The following is a 24,122-nucleotide window of genomic DNA, read 5'->3' on the forward strand; positions in this document are numbered from 1 at the left end:
GTTTGACAGCGTCGTGACAAAGGGGTGACAACCCCTCTTGCAAAGCCGTTCAATGCTATTTGGCCTGCGATCGCGACAAGAATCGACGTGGCCGGAAAGGGGCCTTTAAATTAAAAGGCCTTTTAAATAGCCCTGTACCGAGGTCCTACTCGCCCATCGGGAAAGGGCTATCCGGCGGCCAGGAATAATGAAGAAAATAACCACCTGAATGCACGCTGCAGTTTGCGGATGCCGACGTATCGGTACCTCCGCCCGAGACACCCGTTTCAGCTATTCGCTTTGTGCAATTTGAAAATGCGCCTCGTAAAACCCAAAGCGCCGGCTTGGCTCGCTGCTCCTTAACTACGGCATTTTCGAGCGAAGCGATTCCGGTTCGCGTGAATCAGAACCGATCCTGCTTTAAGCCTTGCTGCTGCCGCGCTTCTCGGCGGCGCGGCGCAAAGCCTCCGCAAGCGCCCCGCCGTTGGACGGCTGTTGCGGCTTGCGCGGCGCCGACGATGTCATCGATGCGCGAGAATTGTCGCGCGGCATCCCTTGCGCCGGACGCTCGCCCCTGCTGCCGGGATCATCGTCTAGCCGCAGCGTCAGAGCGATGCGCTTGCGTTCGACCTCGACCTCCAGCACCTTCACCTTGACGACGTCACCCGACTTCACCACCTCGCGCGGGTCCTTGATAAAAGTCTTCGACATCGCCGAGATATGCACCAGTCCATCCTGATGCACGCCGATATCGACGAAGGCGCCGAACGCCGCGACGTTGGTGACGGTGCCTTCGAGGACCATGCCCGGCTTGAGATCCTTCAGCGTCTCGACGCCTTCCTTGAACACCGCGGCCTTGAAGGTCGGGCGCGGATCGCGGCCGGGCTTTTCCAGTTCGCGGAGGATGTCGGTCACGGTCGGCAAGCCAAAGGTGTCATCGGCAAAGCTCTGCGGCTTGACCTGGCGCAGGATCTCGGCGTTGCCGATCAGCGCCTTGATATCGCTCTTGGTCGCAGCAAGGATCCGCCGCACCACCGGATAGGACTCCGGATGAACGCCCGACGCGTCGAGCGGGTCTTCCCCATCGGTGATGCGCAGGAAGCCGGCACATTGTTCGAACGCCTTTGGCCCCAGCCGCGGCACGTCTTTCAGAGCCTTGCGAGATTTGAACGGTCCATTGGCGTCGCGGTGCTGGACGATACTCTGCGCCAGCCCGGAGCCGATGCCCGAAACGCGCGCCAGCAGCGGCGCGGAAGCGGTGTTGGCGTCGACGCCGACGGCATTCACGCAGTCCTCGACAACGGCATCGAGCGAGCGCGCCAGCTTGTTCTCACCGAGATCATGCTGGTATTGCCCGACCCCGATCGCCTTCGGATCGATCTTGACCAGTTCGGCCAACGGGTCTTGCAGCCGCCGCGCGATTGACACCGCGCCGCGCAGGGTGACGTCGAGCTCCGGCAGTTCCTCGGAAGCAAAGGCCGACGCCGAATAGACCGAGGCGCCGGCCTCCGACACTACGATTTTCGACATCTTCAATTCGGGCAGCAGCTTCACCAGTTCGGTCGCCAACTTGTCGGTCTCGCGCGAGGCGGTTCCGTTGCCGATCGCGATCAGGTCGACGCGATGCTGGCGCGCAAGCTTACCCAATACCGCCAATGCTTCGTCCCAGCGCCGCGCCGGCTCGTGCGGATAGATCGTGGCGGTCGCAACCACCTTGCCGGTCGCATCGACGACGGCGACCTTGACGCCGGAGCGGAAGCCCGGATCGAGACCCATGGTGACGCGCGCGCCGGCCGGCGCCGCCAGCAGCAGGTCGCGCAGGTTCGACGCGAACACCCGGATACCCTCCTGCTCGGCCGCGGTCCACAGCCGCATCCGCAAATCGATGTTGAGATGAACCTGGATCTTGGTGCGCCAGGCCCAACGCACGGTCTCGGCCAGCCAGCGATCGCCCGGCCGGCCGCGGTCGGCGATGGAGAAGCGCTGCATCATCTTCAGCTCATAGGAGCTGACGGCGGCTGGCGTCGCGTTGGGCGGCTCAGCCAGCATCTGCAGGTCGAGGATCTCTTCCTTTTCGCCGCGGAACAGCGCGAGGATCCGGTGCGATGGCAGTTTGGTGAGCGGCTCGCTGAACTCAAAATAGTCCTTGAACTTCTCGCCCTCGGTTTTCTTGCCGTGGCGCACGGTGGAGGTCATCCGGCCGGCCGACCACATCTGTTCACGCAACGCGCCGATCAAGTCGGCGTCTTCGGCGAAACGTTCGACCAGGATGGCGCGCGCGCCGTCGAGCGCGGCAGCGGCATCGGCCACCTGCTTGTCGGCGTCGATGAACGGCGCGGCCACAGCTTGCGGATCGTTCTCCGGCTGCGCCAGCAACAGGTCAGCCAGCGGCTCCAGGCCGGCTTCCTTGGCGATCTCGGCTTTGGTGCGACGCTTCGGCTTGAACGGGAGATAGATGTCTTCCAGCCGGCCCTTGCTGTCCGCAGCCAGAATGGCCGCTTCCAGTGCGGCATCGAGCTTGCCCTGCTCGCGGACCGAATTGAGAATCGCGACGCGGCGCTCTTCGAGCTCGCGCAAATAATTCAGACGCTCCTCAAGCATGCGCAGTTGCGCATCATCGAGCGCACCGGTGATCTCCTTGCGGTATCGCGCAACGAACGGAACGGTGGCGCCGCCGTCGAGCAACTCAACCGTCGCCTCCACCTGTTGTTCACGGACACCAAGCTCTTCGGCGATCTGTCGATAGATATTTGCCACGTGCAATCTCTCTGAAGCCTGTCGCGGAAGTGAATCACCCGCCGCGGGGAGGACGCTTATGGACTATCGCCGCTCGCTTCTTCAACCCGTCGCACCAAACAAATTGATCTGTGGACGGCCTCGGCGACGGAGTATCGGTGATAAATTCTTGCGCCGCGTCAATATGGACATGTCTGAGCCGTGCGACAGATTGACCGTGCAGATGTCCAGGACGGAGCAGCCGCCGAGGCCCAAACTGACGTAAGCAAAATTCTTTGATTTTCCGAAGCCTGGCCGGATGGTAGACTTTACAAAGTCCCGAAACGGTTCGGGCGGACACGAAGCAGATCGAATTCCGACGCCTGATCTATTGCCGCTCAGATCACGTCGTAAGGGCTGTTGCATCGCGGGCGGCTGATTGGCCCATTCCAGGTCCAGATTCCCCGTTAACGCATAGCAAACGAGTAAACCATCATGTCCCACCACCTCGACTCGCCCCTCGCCCGTCAAGACATCCGCCTCGATATTACGGATTTGTATCTCTTCCGCGGTGAAACCGGCACCGTGTTTGTGATCAACGTTTGCCATTCGATCTTCGGCGCAATTCCGAGCCCGGGATACCATCCCGAGGGGATGTATGAGTTCAAGATCGATCTCGACGGCGACGCCGTCGAAGACATCACCTACCGCATTACGTTCGACGAGCGCGATCCCGCAGGAAAGCAGCGCTTCGTGCTTCGCCGCATCGACGGCGTCCAGGCTATCGATCCTCATGCTGAAGGAACTGTCGTCCTGCGCGGCGCCACAGGCGAGACGGCCACCACCGCGGGCGGCCTGCGCATATGGGCCGGGAAGGCCGGCGACCCGTTCTGGATCGAACCCGACGTGCTGCATGCCGTCGGCCATGCATTCCAGGACGGCACCATCATCGATCTGAAGGGATGGAATCCCGCTCAGGCCAAGAACCTGTTCGCCGGCCATAGCGTTTACTCGATCGTCCTCGAAGTTCCCGACAAAGAGTTGACGGGCGCCCGCGAACGCAAGATCGGCGTGTGGGCCGTGGCTTCGCTTGCGACCGACGCGGGCGGGTGGCGCTCGATCAACCGGGTCGGCCTTCCGATGATCCATCCGTTGTTCACACAATACAATGAAGATCTCGGCAATCGCCTGAACGCCGGACGCCCGGCCGATGATTTCGCGACCTACGGAGACACCGTGATCAAGTCGATCGCCGGCGCAGTCACTGCGCTCGGGACCGCTGAAGATCCGCGTGGTTATGCCAGCAAGGTCGCGCACCGCTTCTTTCCGAACGTACTGCCCTACACCGTGGGCACGGCCGCGGTGTTCGGTTTCGCCGGCTGGAACGGCCGCTCGCTGACCGACAACGCGCCCGACGTGATGTTCTCGATCGCCGCGAACCGTCCTGTCACCCTCGGCATCGGCAAGGAATCGGTTACCTCAAAACCTTCGCAGGCGTTCCCGTACGTTCCCGCCGCTCCAAAATAAGGATACGAAGTAAGTGCTTCAGTCCTTGCGGCGAGAGACGATGTGGGGAGAGACGACACCGAAAGCGCCGGTCGCGATCGGGCGATCTCTCGTCACTTCGTTGCGAATCGCGATTCCAGCAGATCGACCTCTCTGACCAGCTTCCGGGTCGTCTCCTCCGAGAGTTGGTGGCCGCGCGCGATACGATAGAATTCTGTCCGTTCGGCGCGAAGCGCGATCAGGCGCAGCCTGCGTTCGATCTCGTCGATCTTGCGGGCCAGCGCGGCGTCTTTGCCGGCCCTGGAGCGGCCGTCGATGCGATGGCGATAAAGCTCCATGATACGCAGCCCGGCGTCGGTATAGAGATCGGCGTCGCCGCGGCCCTCTCCCATGTCGTGTTGCGCCTGCGCGATCGCTTGGATAGCCGCCTCCGCGGCGGCGATGCGAGCCCGGTCCTCCTCTTCCTGCCGCGATGGCTCGGGTGGCAATTCCAGCTTCCTCAGCAGATATGGCAGGCTGAGGCTCGCCGCGACCAGCGACACAATAATCACACCAGCGGCGAGGAAAATGGCGAGATCGCGGGCCGGGAATGCCGAGCCATCATTCATCGTCAGGGGCAATGTCAGCACGCCTGCCAGCGTGATGGTGCCGCGCACCCCGGCGAGCGATGTCGCCGCGATGAGCCGCCAGCTTGGAACATAAGGATGCTCACCCTTCAGCGCGGCCCGAAACAGCGTAAACCGCAGCGAGGTCCAGACCCAGACGAAGCGCAAAGCCGCAAGAGCGAAATTAATCGCCAGGACATAGAGCAGCAGCCAGACCGGTTTATGGTGTCCGGTTTCATGCACGACACGTGCGGCGCTGGTGAAGAGCTGCGGAAGCTGCTCGCCGAGCAACACGAAGATGATGCCGTTGGCGGTCAACTGCACCAGATCCCAGACCGCACTGCGCCGGACCCGGGTCACCGGAAGCGCCTGACCGCTCTGCTCCACGTAACTCATGGCGATGCCGGCGGCGACGGCGGCGAGAATCCCCGAACAGTGCAGACGTTCGGCCAAAAGGTAGGCGCCGAACGGGATCAGCAGGCTGATCAGGATTTGCGAACCTGTCTCCTCGCCGAAACGTTGCGATAGCCAGTTCTTCCAGGTCGCCGCGACCCAGGTAACGCCGACGCCGATGATGACGCCACCGATCGCAAGCCAGAGAAAGGTACCAATCGCGGTGGCGATCGAGAACGTGCCGGTCAGGGCGGCGACAATCGCAAAACGCATGCAGACCAGACCTGATGCGTCATTGAGCAGCGACTCGCCCTCGAGAATGTGCATCAGGCGCCCGGGGATCGGCGCGCGGGCCGCGATGGCCGACACCGCGATCGGATCGGTGGGCGAGACGATCGCAGCGAGTGCAAAAGCGACGGCCAGCGGCACGGCCGGAATCATCCAGTGAACGAAGTATCCGATGCCAATAACCGTGAACACGACAAGCCCCAGCGCAAGCTCGAGGATCGTCCCCTTGTCGCGGAACAATCTTTCTTTCGGGATCCGCCAGCCATCGAGGAAAAGCAGCGGCGGCAGAAACAGCAGAAAGAAAATATCCGGTTGCAGCTCGACACCGAGATTGGCCACTGAAGCAATGACCGCGCCGATTGCGATCTGGACCAGCGGCAGCGGCAAGGCCACTGGAGACATGCGCGCGAACGCGCTGCTGACCACAACGGCCAGTAGAAGAATCAAGGCAACGGCAATCGTCTCCACGCTCTATCTCGTGATGCTTGATGTGTTGATGGGGATTTGGCGAACGATGGTTGGCATCATAGCCCTATTTCGCTCGCGGATCGATCCCGGTGCGGGAAGACCACGGATGCCCCTCGCCGCAAAGAGTTCGGGATGCTGATCACGCATCTGACATTTGATGCTGTCGTCGTCAGCCTTGCGACGCATGAACGAAAGCATCTCTCCTTTTATGTTGGAATCGCCGACAGCAAGGCGCGTGTCTCGGCGACGACGCGATCCTGGAACTTCGGATCGCGCACGAGTTCGGAGCCCGGCATCGGATGGCCGCTCTCGTTGTAGTAGATGCCGGTCTGACCGGATGTATCGATCAGGATTTTGGCGATCACGCGTGCGGCTCGCTTCGGGGTGCTCAAAAACTTCATGAAGGGCATGAACAGCGGCACCAGCGGCGAAATGATGTATGTCGCCAGAAAGCCCACGAGGGCGCCGGCATCGCGCCGCCCGAGACCGGTGGTCAGATTGACGCCCGGCTCGACCGCGTTGAAGTGCAGCCGTGGAATTTCGCGGGCGAAAGCCATTACCGTGGCGAGATTGCACTGCTTCGACGTGGCATAGGCGTCCGCGCCCGGCATTTTGGAACCGCCGGGCTGCCACTCGCCGCGCGCGCTTGCTTCGGCTGAAATATAGCGAGCTCCGCGGAAGCCGACGGCTTTGGCGGGCTTGCGCTCCGGATCTTCCACGGCGGAGGCAACGAAGACGACGTTCGCCCCGTCGGGGAGATACGGTACGAGCGCCTCGGTCAGCGCGAACGGGCCAAGGTGGTTGGTCGCGAATGTCATGTCCTGGCCCAGCGCGTTTGTCGTGGCGCGCATCTGCATGATGCCCGCGTTGTTGAGCAGGCCGACGATCGGAAGATGGAGCGCGACGATCTCTGCGGCCGCGCGCCGCACGCTCGCAAGATCAGACAGATCGCACACGACCGATACCGCCTGCTGCCCTTTTTGCTCGATGGTCTTTTGCACCTCATCGAGCTTTCCACGGTCTCGGCCGACCAGCACGACCGTGCCGCGCTGGGCCAGTTCAAGCGCCGTGGCGCGGCCGATGCCGGAGGTCGGACCGGTGACGACGTATGCGTGGCGACCTGGGGGATTTTCCGAAGCGGTCATCGACATGTTTTTCTCCACTTAATTGTCTGTCTAGTCAGTCATTATCGGGTCAAAAAATCAGGCAAGCATTCGCCAGAGGGCATCGAATGCGGTCATGGAATGCTTGTGCGCATTGGCTGGGTCATTGATCGTGAAGTCGATCGTCGCGTCCGCCAATGCGTTCATCAGGGCAACAACGAACCCCAGCGGAACATCGCGCATCGGCCCGTTTTCACGGCTCCGCTCCAGAAGCTTGGCGATACCGGCCATCGTCTGGTGCCCGGCCTGACGGCTCTCCGGAGTGATGTCGTCCGATACGCTGAGATGCGCGAGCGTTCGGCGCTTCTCGGGGTAGGAGGTCGCCCAGCGCAGCCATTGCGACCACATATGAAATGTCTGTTTGCGGATGTCGCTCCCCGCTGGCAGTCCGTCCAAGGCAGCCGCGGCCGTCTCCGCCTTGAGCTCAAGGTAGAGCTGGTTGAACAAATCGGCCTTGGTCTCGAAGTAGGTGAACAGTGACCCGTTGGAGACGCCCGCCTCCTGCGCGATCGCCGCCGTTGCCGCGCCCAGTCCCTGGGAGGCGATGATGCGGATCGCGGCCGACATGATGGCGTTCCGTCGGTCGTCACTTTTTGGTCTGGCCATGCTTCCCGTCTCTGATCTGCGAGTTCGCAATATAGAAGAGTGTCCAGTCAGTCAAATGAAGTAATTAAAAGCAGACCCGCCGCGCTTCAAAACTGGCGGCCATCGCGCCACGGCCAGCAGCGGCAGCGCGAGCTATCGCGGCTTGGCATTGCGGGCGGTCCGACCAGCCGGGCGCACGCGTTTACGCGTTGAGATATTGGCCTAGGTCGAACGCCAGTCCATCGAAGACGGCCCGGCAGCGGGGCGTTGTTCGTAGATTCTCATGCATGGCGAGCCAAACGCCGAGTTCGAGATCGAAGGAGGCCGGCAACAGGCGCACCAGATCCGGCTCCCGCTTCGCGATCCCGACCTGGCAGATGCCGATGCCAAAGCCCGCCTTGATCGCGCGCCATTGCGCGATATCGCTGTCGGCCCGAAAGGCGAAGTCGAGCAGTTCGGCGCCGGGTACGCGGCTGCGCATGGCGCGGATGGCCGGCGTCTCCCGATCGAAGCCGATCAGCTATGGTTCGCCAGATCGCTGAACGCGACCGGCGTTCCGGCACGGGCGAGATAGTCCTTGTGAGCGTGAAGACCCACATGGACGGCCCCCAGCTTCCTGACCAGCAACGCATCCTGAGCCGGCTCAACCATCCGCACCGCGATGTCGGCGTCGCGGCGCAGCAGATTGTCGATGGCATTGGAGAGAACCAGTTCGAACGCCAGCGCGGGATGCTGTTGCCGGAGTCTGGTCAGCATCGGCGGTAATATTTCGGCGCCGACGATCTCGCTGGCGCTGATGCGCACCGTCCCCTTGATCGCCGAGCCCAGGCCGGAAGCCGTCCGCAACATCGCGGCGGTGTTGGCCGCGAGATTTTCCGCATAGGGCATCAGTTCCAGGGCAGCCTCGGTTGGTGACAGGCCCTGCTGGGAGCGGGTGAACAGTTCGAACCCCAGCGCAGCCTCCAGCGCGTCGATATGGCGGGCCAGCGTCGGCTGGGTCAAGTTCAGGGCGCGGGCCGCCGCGGACAGCGATCGCTCCCGGAGTACGGCCAAAAAGCTGCGGTAGAGGTTCCAGTCGGGCTCGGATGCATTCATCTATTTTAGTATAGATACTGCACGGATTTCAGCAATTCCGTTTGATGCCGAGCTTCTCCATCTTGAGGTCACACCCAAGCAACGGAGACAGATCATGACCCATCAAACGGCGCTCATCCTTGGTGCCACTGGCGGCATCGGCGGCGAGGTGGCCCGACGCCTCCTCGGCCGCGGCTGGACGGTTCGAGCACTCAACCGCAATCCGGACCGGCTGTCCGCCGCGGCGGAAAGGACTTCCGGCATCCAGTGGCTCCGGGGCGATGCCATGTCCGCCGCCGATGTGTCGGCTGCCGCCGCAGGCGTCTCCGTCATCGTCCACGCGGTCAATCCGCCCGGCTATCGCCATTGGGGCGAAACGGTGCTGCCGATGCTCGACAACACGATCGCGGCCGCCCGCGCCGCCGGCGCGCGCATCGTCCTGCCGGGCACCGTCTACAATTTCGGGCCGGACGCTTTTCCCGAGTTGCATGAAAGCTCCCCGCAGCATCCGGTCACCGTCAAGGGCGGCATCCGGGTCGAGATGGAGAGCCGGCTGCGTGCCGCAGCGGATGCAGGCACACCTGTCCTGATCGTGCGGGCTGGCGACTTCTTTGGCCCGAAAGCCGCCAACAACTGGTTCGCGCAAGGTCTGGTCAAGCCCGGCAAGCCGGTAACCGCGGTGAGCTATCCGGGCAAACGTGGCGTCGGCCATCAATGGGCTTATCTGCCCGATGTCGCCGAAACGATGGTCCGGCTCCTGGAACGATCCGATGCACTGGAGACCTTCGCGGTGTTCCACATGGAAGGGCATTGGGATGCCGACGGGACGCGGATGATTGAGGCGATCCGCGAGGCGAGCGGCAATCCGGACATCAAATTCCGCAGGTTCCCGTGGCTGCTGATACGGATGCTGTCGCCCTTCGTGGTCCTGTTTCGCGAACTGGCGGAGATGCGCTACCTCTGGACCACGCAAATCCATATGGGCAACGCGCGGCTCATCGCGGCCCTCGGCGCTGAACCCCGTACCCCGTTAGCGATCGCCGTTCGCGAGACCTTGGCTGATATGGGATGTCTGAAAACGACGTTCCGGCCTGTCTACGCGGCAACCATGCGCGCAACCTTGCCGCCGAATTGATCGCTCACGAAGAGATCCGCTGATCCGCTGGGCTCACCAGCGGCAGGAAAACCTCATCGACGATCTCCCTGATAGCTTCGTCCGACAAGGGCTCGAAGGTCATCAGGATCTCATGGCGTGCAAGGTCCGTCGGAAGCGACACAATCCGCGGGGTGAGCCGGGCAGCGGCGATCTCACCACGATCAATCGCGCGTCCCAGGATGATTTGCATGACGTCGGGTTCGACGATTTGCGCCCTCAGATGTGCCCTCATATCTGCCAAGCTGGAGTGCTCGTCCGCCAGGTCCTTCCGCATATCGAAAACCAGCCTGATCATGTCCGGCCGGGCACGGTCGGACATCCGGCGAAGCAGAAGGCGGATTTCGTCGCGAAGGCTGCCGAGATCGGGCACGACGACCGGGTTCTGCGTAATATGCCGTCCCAACGCGGCCGTTGCGAGTGCGGTGCGGCTTGGCCAGCGCCGATGGAGCACAGGTCGACTGGTGCCGGCACGCCTGGCCACGCCCTCCAGTGTCAGCCCGGGATAGCCCTGCTCGACCAGCTCCGCCCAGGCGGCGTCCAGGATCGCGTCCTCCAGCTGGGAGCCCCGCCGCCGTCCGATTTTGTCTGCCCTCATCTCACCCTCGGTTAAGATACATAATGCATCCTATTGAATCCTCAGATCCATTCACATAAGATACATATAGCATCTTATCTGATCGGAGAAATTATATGCCGGACAGCCAAAGCCCAAAATCCCGCTCGGTGCTGATCTCAGGCGCCAGCATTGCCGGGCCGGCGCTGGCCTACTGGCTCGATCGCTATGGCTTCGACGTAACAGTGGTCGAGCGGGCTCCGACCGTTCGCAGCGGCGGCTACCCGATCGACGTGCGCGGCACGGCGATCGACGTGGTCGAGCGAATGGGCCTTCTGCCGCGCGTGCAGGCTGCGCATATCGGCTCGCGCGAGCTGAGGTTCGTGGATGCCGAAGGGGCCGTCATCGGCAGTATCCCGCCCTATGAACTCACCAACAATCAAACCGGCCGCGACGTCGAACTGCCGCGTGGCGCGCTGGCCACGCTGCTTTACGATCTCACCAAGGAGCGGCCGATCCGCTATCGCTTCAACGACTCGATTGATTCACTCGGGGATGACGGCTCGGGCGTAGAGATCCAGTTCAAGAGCGGCGACCGCTGCCGCTACGACGTGGTCATCGGCGCCGACGGTCTTCACTCCCGTACGCGCCGGCTCGCGTTCGGTCCGGAACAGCAGTTCAATCACTACCTCGGCAGTTGTTTCAATATCTTCTCCATGCCCAACGACATGGGCCTGTCGCACGGGGGCATCATCTATGGTGAAGCGGGGCGCAGCGCCGGTGTCTTCGCGGTGCGCAACAGCAAGGAGGTCTTCGGCTTCCTGATCTTCGCCAGCGATAAACCGCCGTTTGGCACGCATCCCGACGTGGAGGAACAGTACACGCGCACAGAGGCCGTGTTCGCCGACGGCGGCTGGGAAGTGCCACGGCTACTGCAAGCCATGCGGCACGCCAACGATCTCTTTTTCGACACCGTGAGCCAGATCCGCATGCCCGCATGGTCTTCCGGGCGCGTGGCCTTGGCTGGTGATGCCGCCTATGCGCCGTCGTTCAGATCCGGCCAAGGCACCAGCCTCGCGCTTGTCGGCGCCTATGTGCTCGCCGGTGAACTTGCCGCGCATGACGACCCTTCGGACGCATTTGCTGCCTATGAGCGAATGACCAGACCGTTTGTCGAAGCAAACCAAGCCTTGGCGATCGAAGGTAACGGTTTCATTCTCCTGCCGCGAACACCTCAAGAGCTTGAAGCGCGCAACCGGATCCTGGCGGCTCTCGCCGAGGCAAAGGGCGATGCTATGCGAAACGACCATGCACGGGACGTGCATAGCATGCTGAGCCTTCCTGATTACGCCCGGTGACTTCAAGAGGAACGTCGGAAGTGAGGCGCGATCGAAATCGCCGCATCCCCCCTCCCCCGCGATCAGCCGCCCGGGCGGAAAGTCCCGACCGCATCTCGCGCGCTAACTCGTACGGTCCGTGATTCGGTCGTGTACCGCGTTCAGCCAGCCTCCTAGGCGAGATAGATCGCCTTCCACCCGCATTTCACCCGAGCGGAGGAAGGTGTCGAATGCGGTTCGACGATTCGGATCGGCACTACCCAACAAGTTCAGCCTCCGCGCAGCCGCGGCTGTTATCTCAATCGTTATATCACCCTGCTCGTCAGGCCGAACGCCGATCCTGAACGAGGGTTTGCCGCTGATGATGTCAAAGCGAATGCCTTGAACAAGACCCTCGGAGAGTTCGACCCCGTCGGTGTAGCGCTCAACCAGCGACACATTGAGCTCCGGCGAAAGTCCGGACAGCGAAGCCGCTTCGCTCATCAATATCCCTACCATTTCAAACCAAGCCGTCGTTCCTTGGCGCAGCTTCGTATCCGTGGCCATCAAACCGCTCCTTTCATGAGGTGACCGCCGTCGTTTGTCGCGACAAGGCGCCAAAGGAAGGATGATCCCTTCGAGCTTCGGCCTTCATTCTACATTGAGCACGATCTTGCCGTGGATGTGCCCTCGGGCCGCCCGTTCGTGCGCCTTGCGGGCGTCGGCGAGCGGAAACTCGCTGTCGATCGCAACGCAGATCGCGCCGTCATTAAGCAAGCGCCCGACTTCCGCCAGTTGAGCCCCGTTTGAACGGACCTGGGTTGCCGAGACCGTGACGCCCAGCTTCTCGGCCTCCTCGCCACCGGAGAAGCCTAACGGAAACACCGGGAACAACGCCCCACCGCGCTTCAGCGTGCGCAGGAAACGACCGGTGCTCGGTCCGCCGAGGGCGTCGACGACGAGATCAACGTCATGCGCCACGTCCTCGGGAGGCGTTTTAGTGTAATCGATGAATTCATCGGCGCGGAGATCGCGCAAGAACGCCTCGTGCTCGCCGGACGCCACTGCGATTACTCGCGCACCCTTCCACTTGGCTATTTGCACCGCGAAGTGCCCCACGCCGCCAGCGGCGCCATTTACGAGAACAGTCTTGCCTTGGAGCGGCACCGGCTCATGCTGGTTCGGCTGAAGCGGGTTTGGTTCATTGTGCCCCAACTCGATCAGGAACTGCCACGCGGTGAGCAGTGACATCGGCGCTCCGGCGGCATGCAGGTGATCGATGCCGGTCGGCTTGAGCGCGACTTCCGACGCTGGCGCGCTGACGTACTCGGCATAAGCCCTGCTGCCTCCCGCAAGGCCGACGGGAAATCGCACCATCGAATATACTTTGTCTCCAACGGAGAAGCTCTCAACGCCCTCGGCGACCGCGACGACAACGCCCGAAATGTCTGTTCCGAGAATGATCGGGAACGACACCTGCGGCTGCCACTCGGGGGGAAGCATTTTATACCCGTCGCGCAGGTACCAGTCGGGCGGATTGAGGCCGACCGCGTGGACGCGGACGAGTACTTCGCCTGCCTCCAGTTCGGGTTTCGGCGCATCTTCATAGACCAGCACCTCGGGGCCACCGAATGCATGCAGCCGGACCGCCTTCATCGTATCGCTCATTAGAAACCTCCACGAGGGAACATCGATGCCTCAACGACCACATATTCCATCATTATGAAGTTGATAATTGGAGCCCGCATCGCTTCAATAATGCCATGAAGGAACAAATAGCCCTGGAACGGCTGACCGGTTTGATTGCTTTCGCGCGCGCGGGATCGATGGGTAGCTACACTGCCGCTGCCCGTTCCCTGTCGATCTCGCCCTCGGCCGTCAGCAAGAGCGTACAGCGACTCGAGCGGCATCTGGGGCTTTCGCTCTTTACCCGCACGACCCGCTCGCTGACGCTCACGCCAGAGGGTCGCGAGTTGCATGAGCGCGCGCTCAGACTGCTGCGCGATGCGGAAGAGATCGAGCAGGCGGCGATGACGGCGCGCTCGGAGCCGTCTGGCACCTTGCGGATAGCCGCGCCCCTGCCGATCGGCGTCCATGTGATAGCGCCCGCCCTGCCGGCGTTCCGCCAGCGCTACCCCAAGGTAATGGTTGATCTGCGGCTGAACGATCAGGTTGTCGATATCATCGAACAACGGATCGACGTCGCGGTCCGGATCGGCGAACTTGCAGACTCGCGGCTGTTGTCGCGCCGGCTCATGCCGCACCGGCTCTGCGCCTTCGCATCACCAGCCTATCTGGCAACGCATGGCACACCGAAACACCCGGACGAGCTGGAGGGGCATGACACCGTCAGCCTCCGTTACCAAAGCACGGGCCAAGCCTTTCGCTGGCCTTTCCAGATCGGCGAGCGGGTGATCGAGATCGTGCCACCATCCGGCATTATCGTCGATGTCAGCGACGCGCTGGTCGCGACGCTCGCCGCCGGCGGTGGCATCGGGATCAGCGCGACCTTTATCGCGGCGCCTTATGTGGCACGCGGCGAACTGGTCCCGGTACTTCCCGAATTCGCAGTCGAGCGGCACAATATCACGGCGCTGTGGCCGGAAAGCCGCCGCGCTAACCCTGCCGTGCGCGCCTTCCTGACCTTGTTACAGGAAGTTTTTCAGGAGCGGATGACGGCCACGGCGAGCTTGTCGGTGTGAGGGCGTCCCGCGCCCCTGTTCGAAACCTCACCCGCCACAGCGAGGCACGCGCGACCTGAGCCGCAATCTTTGACCACCTCGGCTGCCCCGCCGCAACGTGAACATACGGCAGTTTCCAGAAACGACGATCGTTTCGCTGAACGGCGACATTTGGGCGCGAAACTGCCGGAGGCGCCCTCCGCAACAAGCAGCATGGAGAACGCCGATCCTACGACCCAGCCACCCTCGGTACGCTATACTGCGCCACACATTGATGGCGGGCCAAGAACAATGAAGATGGGCACTATTCCTACGCCATAGCCACCTAACGCGCGCTATGGCTCTCTCGTGTCGGTAGGCCGTCACGCCGAAATGGATGGGATCAGCGATGGGCGTTCAATCCGAAGGAGCGCGACAGAATCTTGCGCCATGCGGACTCGGGCAACAGGCGGTGCATACGCAGCGCTGGAACCGCGCTCGTGGCGGCATGGCGTAGCCGGTCGCCAGGTTCCTTGGCCGCGGCCAGGATCACCTTGGCGACTTGATCGGCCGGCGGGGCGCTCTCGACGCCGCGTTCCATCTTTTCCCGGACGGCTTCCGCTGCGGGGGAATAGGCCGGGTGCTCCGCCCATGGATGGGAGAAGCGGGTACGCGCGCCACCCGGTTCGACCAGCTTCACCCGGATGCCATGCGGACGCAGTTCATAATAGAGCGCTTCGGTCAGCCCTTCGACGGCGAATTTGCCTGCACAATAGGGCGCCAGGAACGGAACACCGACCCGGCCGGTCAGCGAGGTCACATTGACGATCAACCCGCGGCCGCGCGGACGCATATGCGCCGCCGCGATCTGGCAGACGGCTGCCACGCCAATCACGTTGACCTCCAGATGATCACGCAACTGAGTAAGGCTGATGCCCTCCAGCGGACCGCCCAGGCCGATGCCGGCGTTGTTCACGACCATATCCACAGCTCCAAACCGCTGTTCTGCGACCTGGAACGCCGCTTCGATGGACTCGGGATCGGTGACATCGAGGCGGGCGGGCAGGAGGCGCGGATGATCCATTCCGCCTGCCGCTGCCGCTGGATCGCGGGCGGTCGCGACCACATTCCAGCCATCGGCGAGGAAAGCCCGCACAGCGGCTTCGCCGATTCCGCTTGAGGTTCCTGTCACGAGCACCGTTGTCGACATTGCATCCTCCTCGTCTGTGGAGGGGATATATTGATTATGGACTGATCTATCCAGAATTATTTTGGATAGATCGTTCTGATTTGCTATGAGGAAGCATGGCCCGGCCCAAGCAATTCGACCGTGACAAGGCGCTGATGATCGCCATCGAGGTGTTCGCCGATCACGGCTATGAGGGGGCCTCAACCGAGACCTTGTTGAAGGCGATGGGGCTCAATCGCCAAAGCCTCTACGATACCTATGGCTCCAAACGGCAACTCTACCTGGAAGCTCTGCAACGCTATAACCGCGAGAATGCGGAGCAGATTGCCCACGACATTGCGGCAGGCCCGACGCCGCTCGACGGGCTTGAGCGAGCACTCGTCGCTTTCGTGGAACGGGCCGTCCAACGCCCCGCCCCCTCCTGCCTGGGTGTAAGAGCCATTTGCGAATTTGGTTTGCGGGATGCCGATGTTCTGGCCGCCGGCGCGGCGAGCCACACCCTGTTGCGGGATGCCGTGAGCGAGGCGATTGAGCAGGCGAAAGCCGCGGGACAGGTGCGCGCGGACAGTGAAATCGGAACGGCGACGGACCTTTTTCTCGCAACTCTGACTGGATTGAAGATGAGCGCTCGCGGGGGCCTCTCACCCGAGAGGCTACGGAAAATGGCGCATCTGGCCATAAGGGCGCTCGCTTGGGCGCATCCCGCCGAAGTTATCGGTCAGCGAGCGGTATAGAGCACGTCGATTCTACGATCCGGCCACCCTCGGCACGCTTCACTACGCTACATTTTTGTGGCGGGCCGGGAACGATGAAGATGGGCACTATTCCTACGCCATAGCCACCTGAGGCACGCTGCACTTGGCTCTCTGGAGGGACCACGAACATAGAGAGGCGCTCAGCCGGGGAACAAAAGCGTTCAAAATCTCAAAGCAGTCATGTGCAAGGCGGCTTGGCTGCGGCGTGCAAACATCGGTCCGTTTTGTACATATCCGCAACACGGAGTAACTGATGATGCGCAACGCAAGTTTCGGCCGACGTTTCTGGCCCGCTCTGGCCATCCTGGCGGGCATGGCCGGCTGGTGCGACGCCGCAAGCGCGCAGACCACAAAGAACGTCATTCTGGTTCATGGTGCCTGGGCGGACGGTTCGAGCTGGTCGAAAGTCATCCCTCTGCTCGATGCGAAGGGATTCAACGTCGTCGCCGTGCAGCTCCCCCTGACTTCCCTGGCCGATGATGCCGCCACCGTAAAGCGGGCGATCGCGCTGGAAAACGGGCCTGTCCTACTGGTCGGTCATTCCTACGGCGGCGCCGTCATCACGGAGGCGGGCGATGACCCGAAGGTCAAGGGCCTCGTCTACGTCGCTGCCTTTGCGCCCGATGCGGGACAATCGGCGGGCTCCCTGAGCGGCTCGGTTCCCGTGCCGCTGAACGATCAAGTCCGCCCGGATGCGAACGGCTTCCTGAAACTGACCAAAGCGGGGGTCTACGACGACTTCGCCCAGGATCTTTCGACCCAGGAAAAAGAAGTGCTTTTTGCCGCGGAGGCCCCGACCAGCGTCAACGCGCTGGGCGGCAAGATCGGCGATCCCGCGTGGCGACACAAGCCGTCCTGGTACATCGTCGCCGCGAATGACCGCGCGATCTCGCCGAAACTGGAAAGGACCATGGCCCAGACGATCCATGCGACCACCTCCGTGCTGCTTCACACCAGCCATGTCGCGATGCTGGCCCAACCCCAGGAGGTCGCTGGCGTCATCGAACAGGCGGAGGCCGCCGTCGAGCGAGCGGCTTCGAAGTGAACGCTGGAACGCATTGGACGTGGAGGCTGAAGTGATGGCGGCAAAAACCGTAATTCTCACGCACGGGGCCTGGGCCGATGGTTCCAGTTGGTCTGAGGTCATTCCATCGTTACGAGCCCATGGTTTGAACACAACGGCGGTCCAGATGCCTTTATCTGGATTTAAAGCCGACGTCGCGACGCTGTGCCGCGCTATCGCAGCCGCCGAACCGCCGGTCGTTCTCGCCGGCCACTCCTATGGCGGGGCGGTCATCACCGAGGCCGGGACGAATGCGAAGGTATCCGCCCTGGTTTACGTCGCCGCCTTTGCTCCGGATGCCGGCGAGTCGGCGGACCTGCTCGGCAAAAAAATGGAACCGCCCCCGATGGCTACGGAAATAAGACCCTGTGGGGACGGATACCTTACGTTGACCCAAGCAGGTGTTCATCAGGACTTCGCGCAGGATCTTCCTGAGCCGGAGCGAGACATTCTGTTTGCGGCGCAAGGTCCCACCGCGATCGCCTCATTGACCGGCACGGTTTCGCGCCCGGCCTGGCGGGAAAAACCGAGTTGGTATCTGGTCGCCGGGGAGGATCGGGCAATCCAGCCTGCGCTCGAGCGTTCTATGGCCGAGCGCGTCGGTGCCACCGTTACGGAAATCGCCGCAAGCCATCTCGTGATGCTGTCGCATCCCGATGCCGTCGCGGAATTGATCCTGCAGGCAGCGAACGCCGCCTTGCCGCGGCAATGAACCTCCGGATCGCGGCGAAAGGACGATTGCGGTCTTCCTATATGAAACGGCTGCCCGCCATGACCCGGCGACGGCGCTCAATCGCGGGCCAGCCGCCGCCATTGGCCAGGCGGGCTGCCCTCCTGTCGAGAGAATGCTCTCGTCAAATGGCTTTGGTCCGCGAATCCACACATCAACGCGATTTCCGACAATGTCAGTTTAGTGCGGCGGAGCAAGCTTTTGGCCCGTCGCAATCGTTGGTCCATCAGCCATTTATGCGGCGGGATGCCCATCGTCTTGCGGAATGCATGCACGAAATAGCTCACGGACAAGCCACAGCCTGCCGCGAGTTCCGCGATGGTCACGCGGCCGGACAAATCGGCTGTCATCATGCCGCACGCCCGCCTGCTTTGCCATGGCGCAAGTCCACCACGCGGATGGACTGGGTCGCGAACCTCGCCATAGGCTCGCACGATATGCGCGTGGAACGCGAGGGCGGCATAGTCGACAAAGAGGCTGTCCTCGGGGCCATAAGTCTCGAGCCGATCGGCCAGAGCTGAGCTCAGCCCGTGCAGCACCTGATCACGCGTGCCGCCCAACGTCGGATGAAGCCTGCGGGGCGGCCGCTCTCCCCGATCATATGCTATATCCTCCAGTGTACGCTTGGATATCTGGACCAGCATGAAGTCCATCGGGTGATGGATATGTGCAAAGGGCGCGGCGTCGAGGTCCAGGATCACCACCTCGCCGATATGGAGCGACGGCATCTCGGCGTGCCGGCCATCGATCCATATGTCCAGTTCGGGAAGCGGCGCCATATGCACATGGACCACGAAGGCAGATTCCGCCGGCAATTCCTCGGTCTTCACGGGGGGAGAGATGACGCGGGATATCTTGATCGGTTCCGTTGAACCGACGTTTGCAAAAAGCGCCCCCGGGACAGGCGATCTGAAACGGCGAGAGATCGACTCCCGAAAGCCTTCGATATCTGCGCCTTCCCCGCTGTTCATGCTTGAGCCATACTGCAATGATCCAGTTTTGAGAGGATGATGAGTCGGAACCATTATTTCAATGCACGGCACGAGGCGGTACGGCAGGTCGCCATCGCCCACATCTTCGCGCATCGATACTGCCAGCACGCTACATGAATTGCGCCATGGATTGAGCCTTTTCTATGCGCCAAGCCGTGGGAGAGATTCAGTTGCCCCTCAGCAGGGGGTTGCCGGTCAGCGAGCAGTATAAAGAACGCCGATTCTACGCTCCAGCCACCTTCGTCACGCCATGCTGCGCTACACTTTGATGGCGGAGAGGGAGGGATTCGAACCCCCGATAGGCTTGCACCTATGCCGCATTTCGAGTGCGGTGCATTCGACCACTCTGCCACCTCTCCAGCGGTCGGGGCGTGTTCTAGGCGAGGACGGCTGGTCAGACAAGGCGCGCCGGGCAAGAATTCGCCGCTTCGGGTGCAGGAAGCAACGTCCGGGACGCATCTGACGGTTCGGATAAACAAGGCGACCTTCGATGTCGCACGGACGAATCGGTGATGCAGCCCTTAGCGCGCGGCGCTCCCGAACATATCGGCTGGAATTGAGCGCAGGAAAAAGTGGGGCCGCCGGACGCGATAAAAACCGGCGGCCCCGTGTCGCGTCATTGAAATTGCGGCCGGAAGTGCGGCTTCACGGGCGCTTGAGCGACGGCTTGGAGGGTAGCCGCCCGCCCGGGAACGGCAATGGAAACCCTATTTTAACCTAACCGATCAAGGTTACCGGCCCGGCCGGGATAGCGTTTTCGAGCGAAAGCCTGGCCCGGACTTGGATCGTGGGGTGGGGATTCGGCTCTGATTCAATCAGAACCGATAAGGCGCCAAGCAGGCCCCCATAAGCTTAATCCTTGCTCTTTTTAGCTTTCTTCCCGTCCTTGCCGTCTTTCCCCGCCACTTTCCTGTCTTCCTTGTCCTTGCCGTTTTCTCTTCGGCGGTTGGTGAAGCGCGCGTTGCCCAATCCGGTTCCGATGGTCAGCACGCCCCAATGGGTGATGTCCTGCATGAACGGCACTTCGGACAGGCCCTGGGCCACGCCGTCATTATGCATCGCCACCGTGGTGTCATGCTCGCCGATTTCCGGGATCGCTTCGATCAGGCTCTGCGGCAGGTTGAACTTGCTGCTCTCCCAATTGCCCGGCAGGTTCTGCGCGCCTTTCTCGATCGAGCCGTCCTCCTTGATGACGCCCGGGCAGGCGATTCCGATAAAGGGCGCGAGTTTCAAATCGCCGGCTTCGGCTTCCGCGATCTGGCCTTTCAGCATCTTGACCAGCCGCTTCACCGCGGCCTCGCGCGTCGGCGCGTCGTCGGCATGCCGCCACAGTTCGGACTGCCACACCTGCGCCTTCGACAAATCGGGCGCTTTCTTCCAGCGCGTCTCGACCACGCCGCAGCGGATATTGGTGCCGCCGATATCGACGGCGAGAATGCTGTCATAAGCCTCGAAAATCCAGGATGGGGCGAGGTGCAGCGCACCGATCAGCCCGGCTTCGTCGGGGTGGAATCGAATTGGCGTCATATCGACCTTGAACTGCTCGGCCTTGAGAAGCATATCGGCCCGCGCGATCGCGAGTTCGCCGAGCCGGCTGTCGCGGAAACCGCCGCCGACCACGATGCGTTCGGTCCCGGCCCATAGCTTTGTCTTCAGAAACCGCCGCGTGACATAGGCCAGCTCCTGCGCGAAATCCTCGACCGCGCCATGCACGACGGCGGAGGCCTCGGTGTCGTCGCCGACCAGCATGTCGTCGAGCGTCTTTTTGCTGATCTCTTCCGATGACTCGTCGCCGAACGGGTCTTCGCCGGTTTTTTTCAGCGGCTTGCGCCAGCGGTCGACGATCCTGCGAAACGCGCCCTTGCTGGCGCGGTCGCCGAGGAAGCCCTCCTCGTCCTTCAGCTCGATATTGAAGCTGTCCACCTCCACGGACGGCAGGCGGGTCGCACCGTGACCGGCGATACCCGTGGTCGTGACGATCTCTTCAGCCATTTGCCCTTGCCCGGTGAAAAACCGGCACAATAACGGGCGGGGAACCCATTGGTTTCATCGGCCTGCAAAGCCTATGGAATTGACCGAAATGCCCCAAAACTCCTAGATTTAGCCCTGTTTCGGGCCGGCTTTGCCTTGACTTGGCGTCGCCACTGGCTATAAATCGTTCAACCCAGCGTGGGATTTTCTCGCGCTGTTTGTTTTTGCGCGGGCTTCAAGGGATCGCTCCCTGCACGCGGAAATCGAACCCATAACGACTGAACAAGAAGCCGGCCCGGATCCAATCCGAGGCTGGGATCGAACACGAAGGAATTAAACGATGTTCGCAGTCATCAAAACCGGCGGCCGGCAATACCGTGTCGTTGCGGACGATGTACTCGAGATAGGCAAGATCGCCGGCGATGTCGGCACGATCGTGCAGCTTGGCGAAGTTCTCCTGGTCGGCGGCGATTCGCCGGTGCTCGGCACCCCCACGGTAGCCGGCGCTTCGGTGGCGGCTGAAGTCTTGCTGCACAAGCGCGGCCCGAAGGTGATCTCGTTCAAGAAGCGTCGCCGCAAGAATTCGCGCCGCAAGCGCGGCTATCGCGACGAGATCACGGTGCTTCGCATTACCGAGATCCTGACCAACGACAACAAGCCGACGATCGGCCCGCGGCCGAAGCGGGAAAAGGCTGCGGCCAAGCCCGAGGCGGAAGCCGCTCCGTAGCGGTTACAGGCGAAAGCGATAAAAAGTGAACGCTTCCACCTGAAAATTGAAGCGACACAAACTGAAATGATTCCGTCAAGGAATTGATCTAAAGATTGCAGCGAAGTTTGGAGACGAGCCATGGCTCATAAAAAAGCAGGCGGTTCATCGCGTAACGGCCGTGATTCGAAAGGCAAGCGCCTCGGAATCAAGGCGTATGGTGGCGAACATGTGATCCCCGGCAACATCATTGCGCGCCAGCGCGGCACCACGTGGCATCCCGGCCTTAATGTCGGCATGGGCACCGACCATACCCTGTTCGCGAAAATCGAAGGTCACGTCGAGTTTCGTGCAAAAGGCAATGGCCGCACTTTCGTGTCGGTAGTCCCGGTGACGGAAGCTGCGGCCGAATAGACGGCGGACCATATGAGTCCGCCGGGTCCTGTTGAACCGGCGGAGCTCCTGAAGCTCTAAAAGGGGAGACGGGAAACCAGTCTCCCCTTTTTGTTGCGCGTTTTTGCTTACAGGAGCCCGAAATGTTGCAGGATATCCCCACCCCGACACTGCGCGAGGCGAGAAGCTGCGTCCTCGAGACCGAACGGCTGACATTGCGCAAGCCGACGCTCGCGGACGTAAAAGCAATTGCGGGTCTCGCCAACGACCGCCGCATTGCAGAGAATACCCGCCGCCTGCCGCATCCCTATCTGCAGGACCATGCGGTGGAGCTCATCCGCGCAACGGCCGACGGCCAGCGCGACATCGTGTTCCTGATCGAGAACGATCGCACGCCGATCGGCATCGTCGGCGTCAATTGGCGCGGACCGGACGCGCCGGAGCTCGGCTACTGGCTCGGCGTCGGCCATTGGGGACAGGGCTTCGGCACCGAGGCCGCACGCGCCATGATCGACTTTACCTTTGAGGAGTTCGATGTCGGGCAACTGATTTCCGGCGCCCGCGTCGCCAATCCGGCCTCGCGCAACATCCTTGAAAAATGCGGCTTCCAGTGGAGCGGCGTCGAGCTGCATCGCTTCGAGGCGCTGGGATCGTCGGCGCCGGTCGACTGTTTCCGCCTGTCACGCGGCGTCTGGTCGTCGCTGAAGAACTGGGGACATTCGACCCGGCGCATGCGATAGTTCCGCGCGCTCCGATCTCGTCTCCACCAACACGGGAGCGGCGGTGATGGGGCTTCATACCGGCGGACTGACCACCGTCTCCTTTCGTCCCAGATCCCGCTCGCGCAGGAAGATGTAAAATCCGGCGCCGATGATGATGGCGGCGCCGATGATCGTCGACGGCGAAGGTACATCGCCGAACACGGCGTAGCCGAACATCACCGCCCAGACGATCATCGAATATTGATAGGGCACCACGACGCTGGCCGGTGCCAGCTTCAGCGACCGATTGACGCACAACAGCGCCCCCACCGAAATGCAGCCGGACGCCACGAACAGGGCAAGGCTGACGGCATCGGGCGTGACCCAGCCGATCGGCGACAACGCCGCGCCGAGCACGAAGGTGCCCATGAATTGCGACGACGCCAGCACGACATCGGGTGTCGCGCGCAGCGAGCGGGTGATCAGCATCAGTACCGCAAACGACGTGCTGCCGCCGAGCGCGATCAGCGCCGGCCAGCTGATGGTCTGCGACGATGGACGCAATGCGATCAGCACGCCGCAGAAACCGATCAGAACGGCGCTCCAGCGCCGCCAGCCGACGCGCTCGCGCAGCAGGATCGCCGACAGCGCGGTGACGAAAATCGGACACGCCAGATAGTAAGTGATGACGTCGGCAAGCGGCAGATAGACGGTGGCCAGGAAAAACCCCGCGACTTCCAGCGTCGAGAGCACGGCCCGGAACAATTGCAGCCACGGCCGCTCCAGGCGGGTGAAGGCGCTGCGATTGCGCCACACCATCGGCGAGAGCACGAACAGCGCCGCGCAAGCGCGCAGCCACAGCAATTCTCCGACCGGATAGGTCTCGACCAGGAATTTTCCTACCGCGTCGCCAAAGGAGAACATGAAGATCGACAGCAGCATCAGGCCGATGCCGGCGAACCGCGCGGCGCGCTCGTCCGTGTAGGTCGATATTCGGGCGAACAGGGTCATGAATGCGGCTGCATAACAGCGTCCTTGCGAGGAGCGCAAGCGACGAAGCCCTCAATGAGGCTACGCAGCCGTGCGAGCCGTCGCGCAGCCGGAACGACCGACCGAGATTGCCGCGGCGACTGCGCCACGATACCGATACGCGCCCCCGCA

21 protein-coding genes, 1 tRNA gene and 1 pseudogene are annotated in these 24,122 nt (G+C 62.2%); 10 read left to right on the forward strand and 13 right to left on the reverse strand.

Annotated elements, in window-relative coordinates; translation table 11 throughout:
* Positions 1-399: 399 nt before the first annotated feature.
* Positions 400-2,736 (reverse strand): Tex-like N-terminal domain-containing protein, encoded by a 2,337-nt coding sequence (locus HB630_RS19405; RefSeq protein ID WP_213773882.1) that lies wholly within the window; start codon positions 2,734-2,736, stop codon positions 400-402.
* 453 nt (positions 2,737-3,189) lie between these two features.
* Between HB630_RS19405 and HB630_RS19410 the strand changes: the two genes are divergently transcribed.
* Positions 3,190-4,221 (forward strand): DUF4331 family protein, encoded by a 1,032-nt coding sequence (locus tag HB630_RS19410; RefSeq protein ID WP_213773883.1) that lies wholly within the window; start codon positions 3,190-3,192, stop codon positions 4,219-4,221.
* Between the two features lie 92 nt (positions 4,222-4,313).
* On the opposite strand, the gene HB630_RS19415 is transcribed toward HB630_RS19410, so the two are convergent.
* The 4 genes and pseudogenes from HB630_RS19415 to HB630_RS19430 all read right to left on the reverse strand — a co-directional run bounded on the left by HB630_RS19415 (position 4,314) and on the right by HB630_RS19430 (position 8,797).
* A complete protein-coding gene (locus tag HB630_RS19415) occupies positions 4,314-5,954 on the reverse strand; it encodes a Na+/H+ antiporter (protein WP_213773884.1) in 1,641 nt (546 codons plus the stop codon).
* A 206-nt stretch (positions 5,955-6,160) separates the two neighbouring features.
* Positions 6,161-7,105, reverse strand: coding sequence for an SDR family NAD(P)-dependent oxidoreductase (locus HB630_RS19420; protein ID WP_249780925.1), 945 nt, complete (start codon positions 7,103-7,105; stop codon positions 6,161-6,163).
* A 51-nt stretch (positions 7,106-7,156) separates the two neighbouring features.
* Entirely contained in the window at positions 7,157-7,684 is a 528-nt protein-coding gene (locus tag HB630_RS19425; protein ID WP_249780926.1) for a TetR/AcrR family transcriptional regulator, read from the reverse strand.
* Positions 7,685-7,904: 220 nt separating this feature from the next.
* A pseudogene (locus HB630_RS19430) lies at positions 7,905-8,797 on the reverse strand (LysR family transcriptional regulator).
* 94 nt (positions 8,798-8,891) lie between these two features.
* Here HB630_RS19430 and HB630_RS19435 point away from each other — a divergent pair.
* Entirely contained in the window at positions 8,892-9,911 is a 1,020-nt protein-coding gene (locus HB630_RS19435; protein ID WP_213773886.1) for an SDR family NAD(P)-dependent oxidoreductase, read from the forward strand.
* A gap of 4 nt (positions 9,912-9,915) precedes the next feature.
* Here HB630_RS19435 and HB630_RS19440 read toward each other — a convergent pair whose 3' ends face one another.
* The gene (locus tag HB630_RS19440; protein ID WP_213773887.1) at positions 9,916-10,527 is read right to left on the reverse strand and encodes a TetR/AcrR family transcriptional regulator; all 612 of its coding nucleotides are present in this window, start codon (positions 10,525-10,527) and stop codon (positions 9,916-9,918) included.
* Positions 10,528-10,622: 95 nt separating this feature from the next.
* On the opposite strand from HB630_RS19440, the gene HB630_RS19445 reads away from it, so the two are divergent.
* On the forward strand, positions 10,623-11,843 hold the full coding sequence (locus tag HB630_RS19445; protein ID WP_213773888.1) for an FAD-dependent monooxygenase: 1,221 nt from the start codon (positions 10,623-10,625) through the stop codon (positions 11,841-11,843).
* Between the two features lie 102 nt (positions 11,844-11,945).
* On the opposite strand, the gene HB630_RS19450 is transcribed toward HB630_RS19445, so the two are convergent.
* Positions 11,946-12,368 carry a hypothetical protein gene (locus HB630_RS19450; protein WP_213773889.1) on the reverse strand — a complete coding sequence of 141 codons (423 nt, stop codon included), beginning with the start codon at positions 12,366-12,368 and terminating at the stop codon, positions 11,946-11,948.
* A gap of 84 nt (positions 12,369-12,452) precedes the next feature.
* Entirely contained in the window at positions 12,453-13,469 is a 1,017-nt protein-coding gene (locus tag HB630_RS19455) for an NADP-dependent oxidoreductase (protein WP_213773890.1), read from the reverse strand.
* A gap of 95 nt (positions 13,470-13,564) precedes the next feature.
* Here HB630_RS19455 and HB630_RS19460 point away from each other — a divergent pair, with 95 nt between their 5' ends.
* The gene (locus HB630_RS19460) at positions 13,565-14,503 is read left to right on the forward strand and encodes a LysR family transcriptional regulator (protein ID WP_213773891.1); all 939 of its coding nucleotides are present in this window, start codon (positions 13,565-13,567) and stop codon (positions 14,501-14,503) included.
* Between the two features lie 361 nt (positions 14,504-14,864).
* On the opposite strand, the gene HB630_RS19465 is transcribed toward HB630_RS19460, so the two are convergent.
* The gene (locus HB630_RS19465; protein ID WP_213773892.1) at positions 14,865-15,671 is read right to left on the reverse strand and encodes an SDR family oxidoreductase; all 807 of its coding nucleotides are present in this window, start codon (positions 15,669-15,671) and stop codon (positions 14,865-14,867) included.
* Between the two features lie 95 nt (positions 15,672-15,766).
* Between HB630_RS19465 and HB630_RS19470 the strand changes: the two genes are divergently transcribed.
* The 3 genes from HB630_RS19470 (at position 15,767) to HB630_RS19480 (ending at position 18,180) form a co-directional block, all read left to right on the forward strand.
* On the forward strand, positions 15,767-16,384 hold the full coding sequence (locus HB630_RS19470; RefSeq protein WP_213773893.1) for a TetR/AcrR family transcriptional regulator: 618 nt from the start codon (positions 15,767-15,769) through the stop codon (positions 16,382-16,384).
* Positions 16,385-16,658: 274 nt separating this feature from the next.
* On the forward strand, positions 16,659-17,450 hold the full coding sequence (locus HB630_RS19475; RefSeq protein WP_249780927.1) for an alpha/beta hydrolase: 792 nt from the start codon (positions 16,659-16,661) through the stop codon (positions 17,448-17,450).
* A 34-nt stretch (positions 17,451-17,484) separates the two neighbouring features.
* Entirely contained in the window at positions 17,485-18,180 is a 696-nt protein-coding gene (locus tag HB630_RS19480; RefSeq protein WP_213773894.1) for an alpha/beta hydrolase, read from the forward strand.
* 77 nt (positions 18,181-18,257) lie between these two features.
* On the opposite strand, the gene HB630_RS19485 is transcribed toward HB630_RS19480, so the two are convergent.
* The 3 genes from HB630_RS19485 to HB630_RS19495 all read right to left on the reverse strand — a co-directional run bounded on the left by HB630_RS19485 (position 18,258) and on the right by HB630_RS19495 (position 21,182).
* Positions 18,258-19,283, reverse strand: a complete 1,026-nt coding sequence (locus tag HB630_RS19485) for an AraC family transcriptional regulator (protein ID WP_213773895.1) — start codon at positions 19,281-19,283, stop codon at positions 18,258-18,260.
* Between the two features lie 176 nt (positions 19,284-19,459).
* Positions 19,460-19,549, reverse strand: a tRNA-Ser gene (locus HB630_RS19490).
* A 493-nt stretch (positions 19,550-20,042) separates the two neighbouring features.
* Positions 20,043-21,182, reverse strand: a complete 1,140-nt coding sequence (locus HB630_RS19495; RefSeq protein ID WP_213773896.1) for an ROK family protein — start codon at positions 21,180-21,182, stop codon at positions 20,043-20,045.
* 319 nt (positions 21,183-21,501) lie between these two features.
* Here HB630_RS19495 and rplU point away from each other — a divergent pair, with 319 nt between their 5' ends.
* The 3 genes from rplU (at position 21,502) to HB630_RS19510 (ending at position 23,000) form a co-directional block, all read left to right on the forward strand.
* Positions 21,502-21,888, forward strand: coding sequence for a 50S ribosomal protein L21 (rplU, locus tag HB630_RS19500; RefSeq protein WP_213773897.1), 387 nt, complete (start codon positions 21,502-21,504; stop codon positions 21,886-21,888).
* A 120-nt stretch (positions 21,889-22,008) separates the two neighbouring features.
* Positions 22,009-22,281 (forward strand): 50S ribosomal protein L27, encoded by a 273-nt coding sequence (gene rpmA, locus HB630_RS19505; protein ID WP_213773898.1) that lies wholly within the window; start codon positions 22,009-22,011, stop codon positions 22,279-22,281.
* A gap of 122 nt (positions 22,282-22,403) precedes the next feature.
* On the forward strand, positions 22,404-23,000 hold the full coding sequence (locus HB630_RS19510; protein WP_213773899.1) for a GNAT family N-acetyltransferase: 597 nt from the start codon (positions 22,404-22,406) through the stop codon (positions 22,998-23,000).
* A 54-nt stretch (positions 23,001-23,054) separates the two neighbouring features.
* Here HB630_RS19510 and HB630_RS19515 read toward each other — a convergent pair whose 3' ends face one another.
* Positions 23,055-23,972: a DMT family transporter gene (locus HB630_RS19515; RefSeq protein ID WP_213773900.1), complete on the reverse strand. Its 918-nt coding sequence runs from the start codon at positions 23,970-23,972 to the stop codon at positions 23,055-23,057.
* Positions 23,973-24,122: the final 150 nt, after the last annotated feature.

Origin of the sequence: Bradyrhizobium sp. dw_78 (assembly GCF_018449525.1) — a bacterium.
Taxonomy (GTDB): Bacteria; Pseudomonadota; Alphaproteobacteria; order Rhizobiales; family Xanthobacteraceae; genus Bradyrhizobium.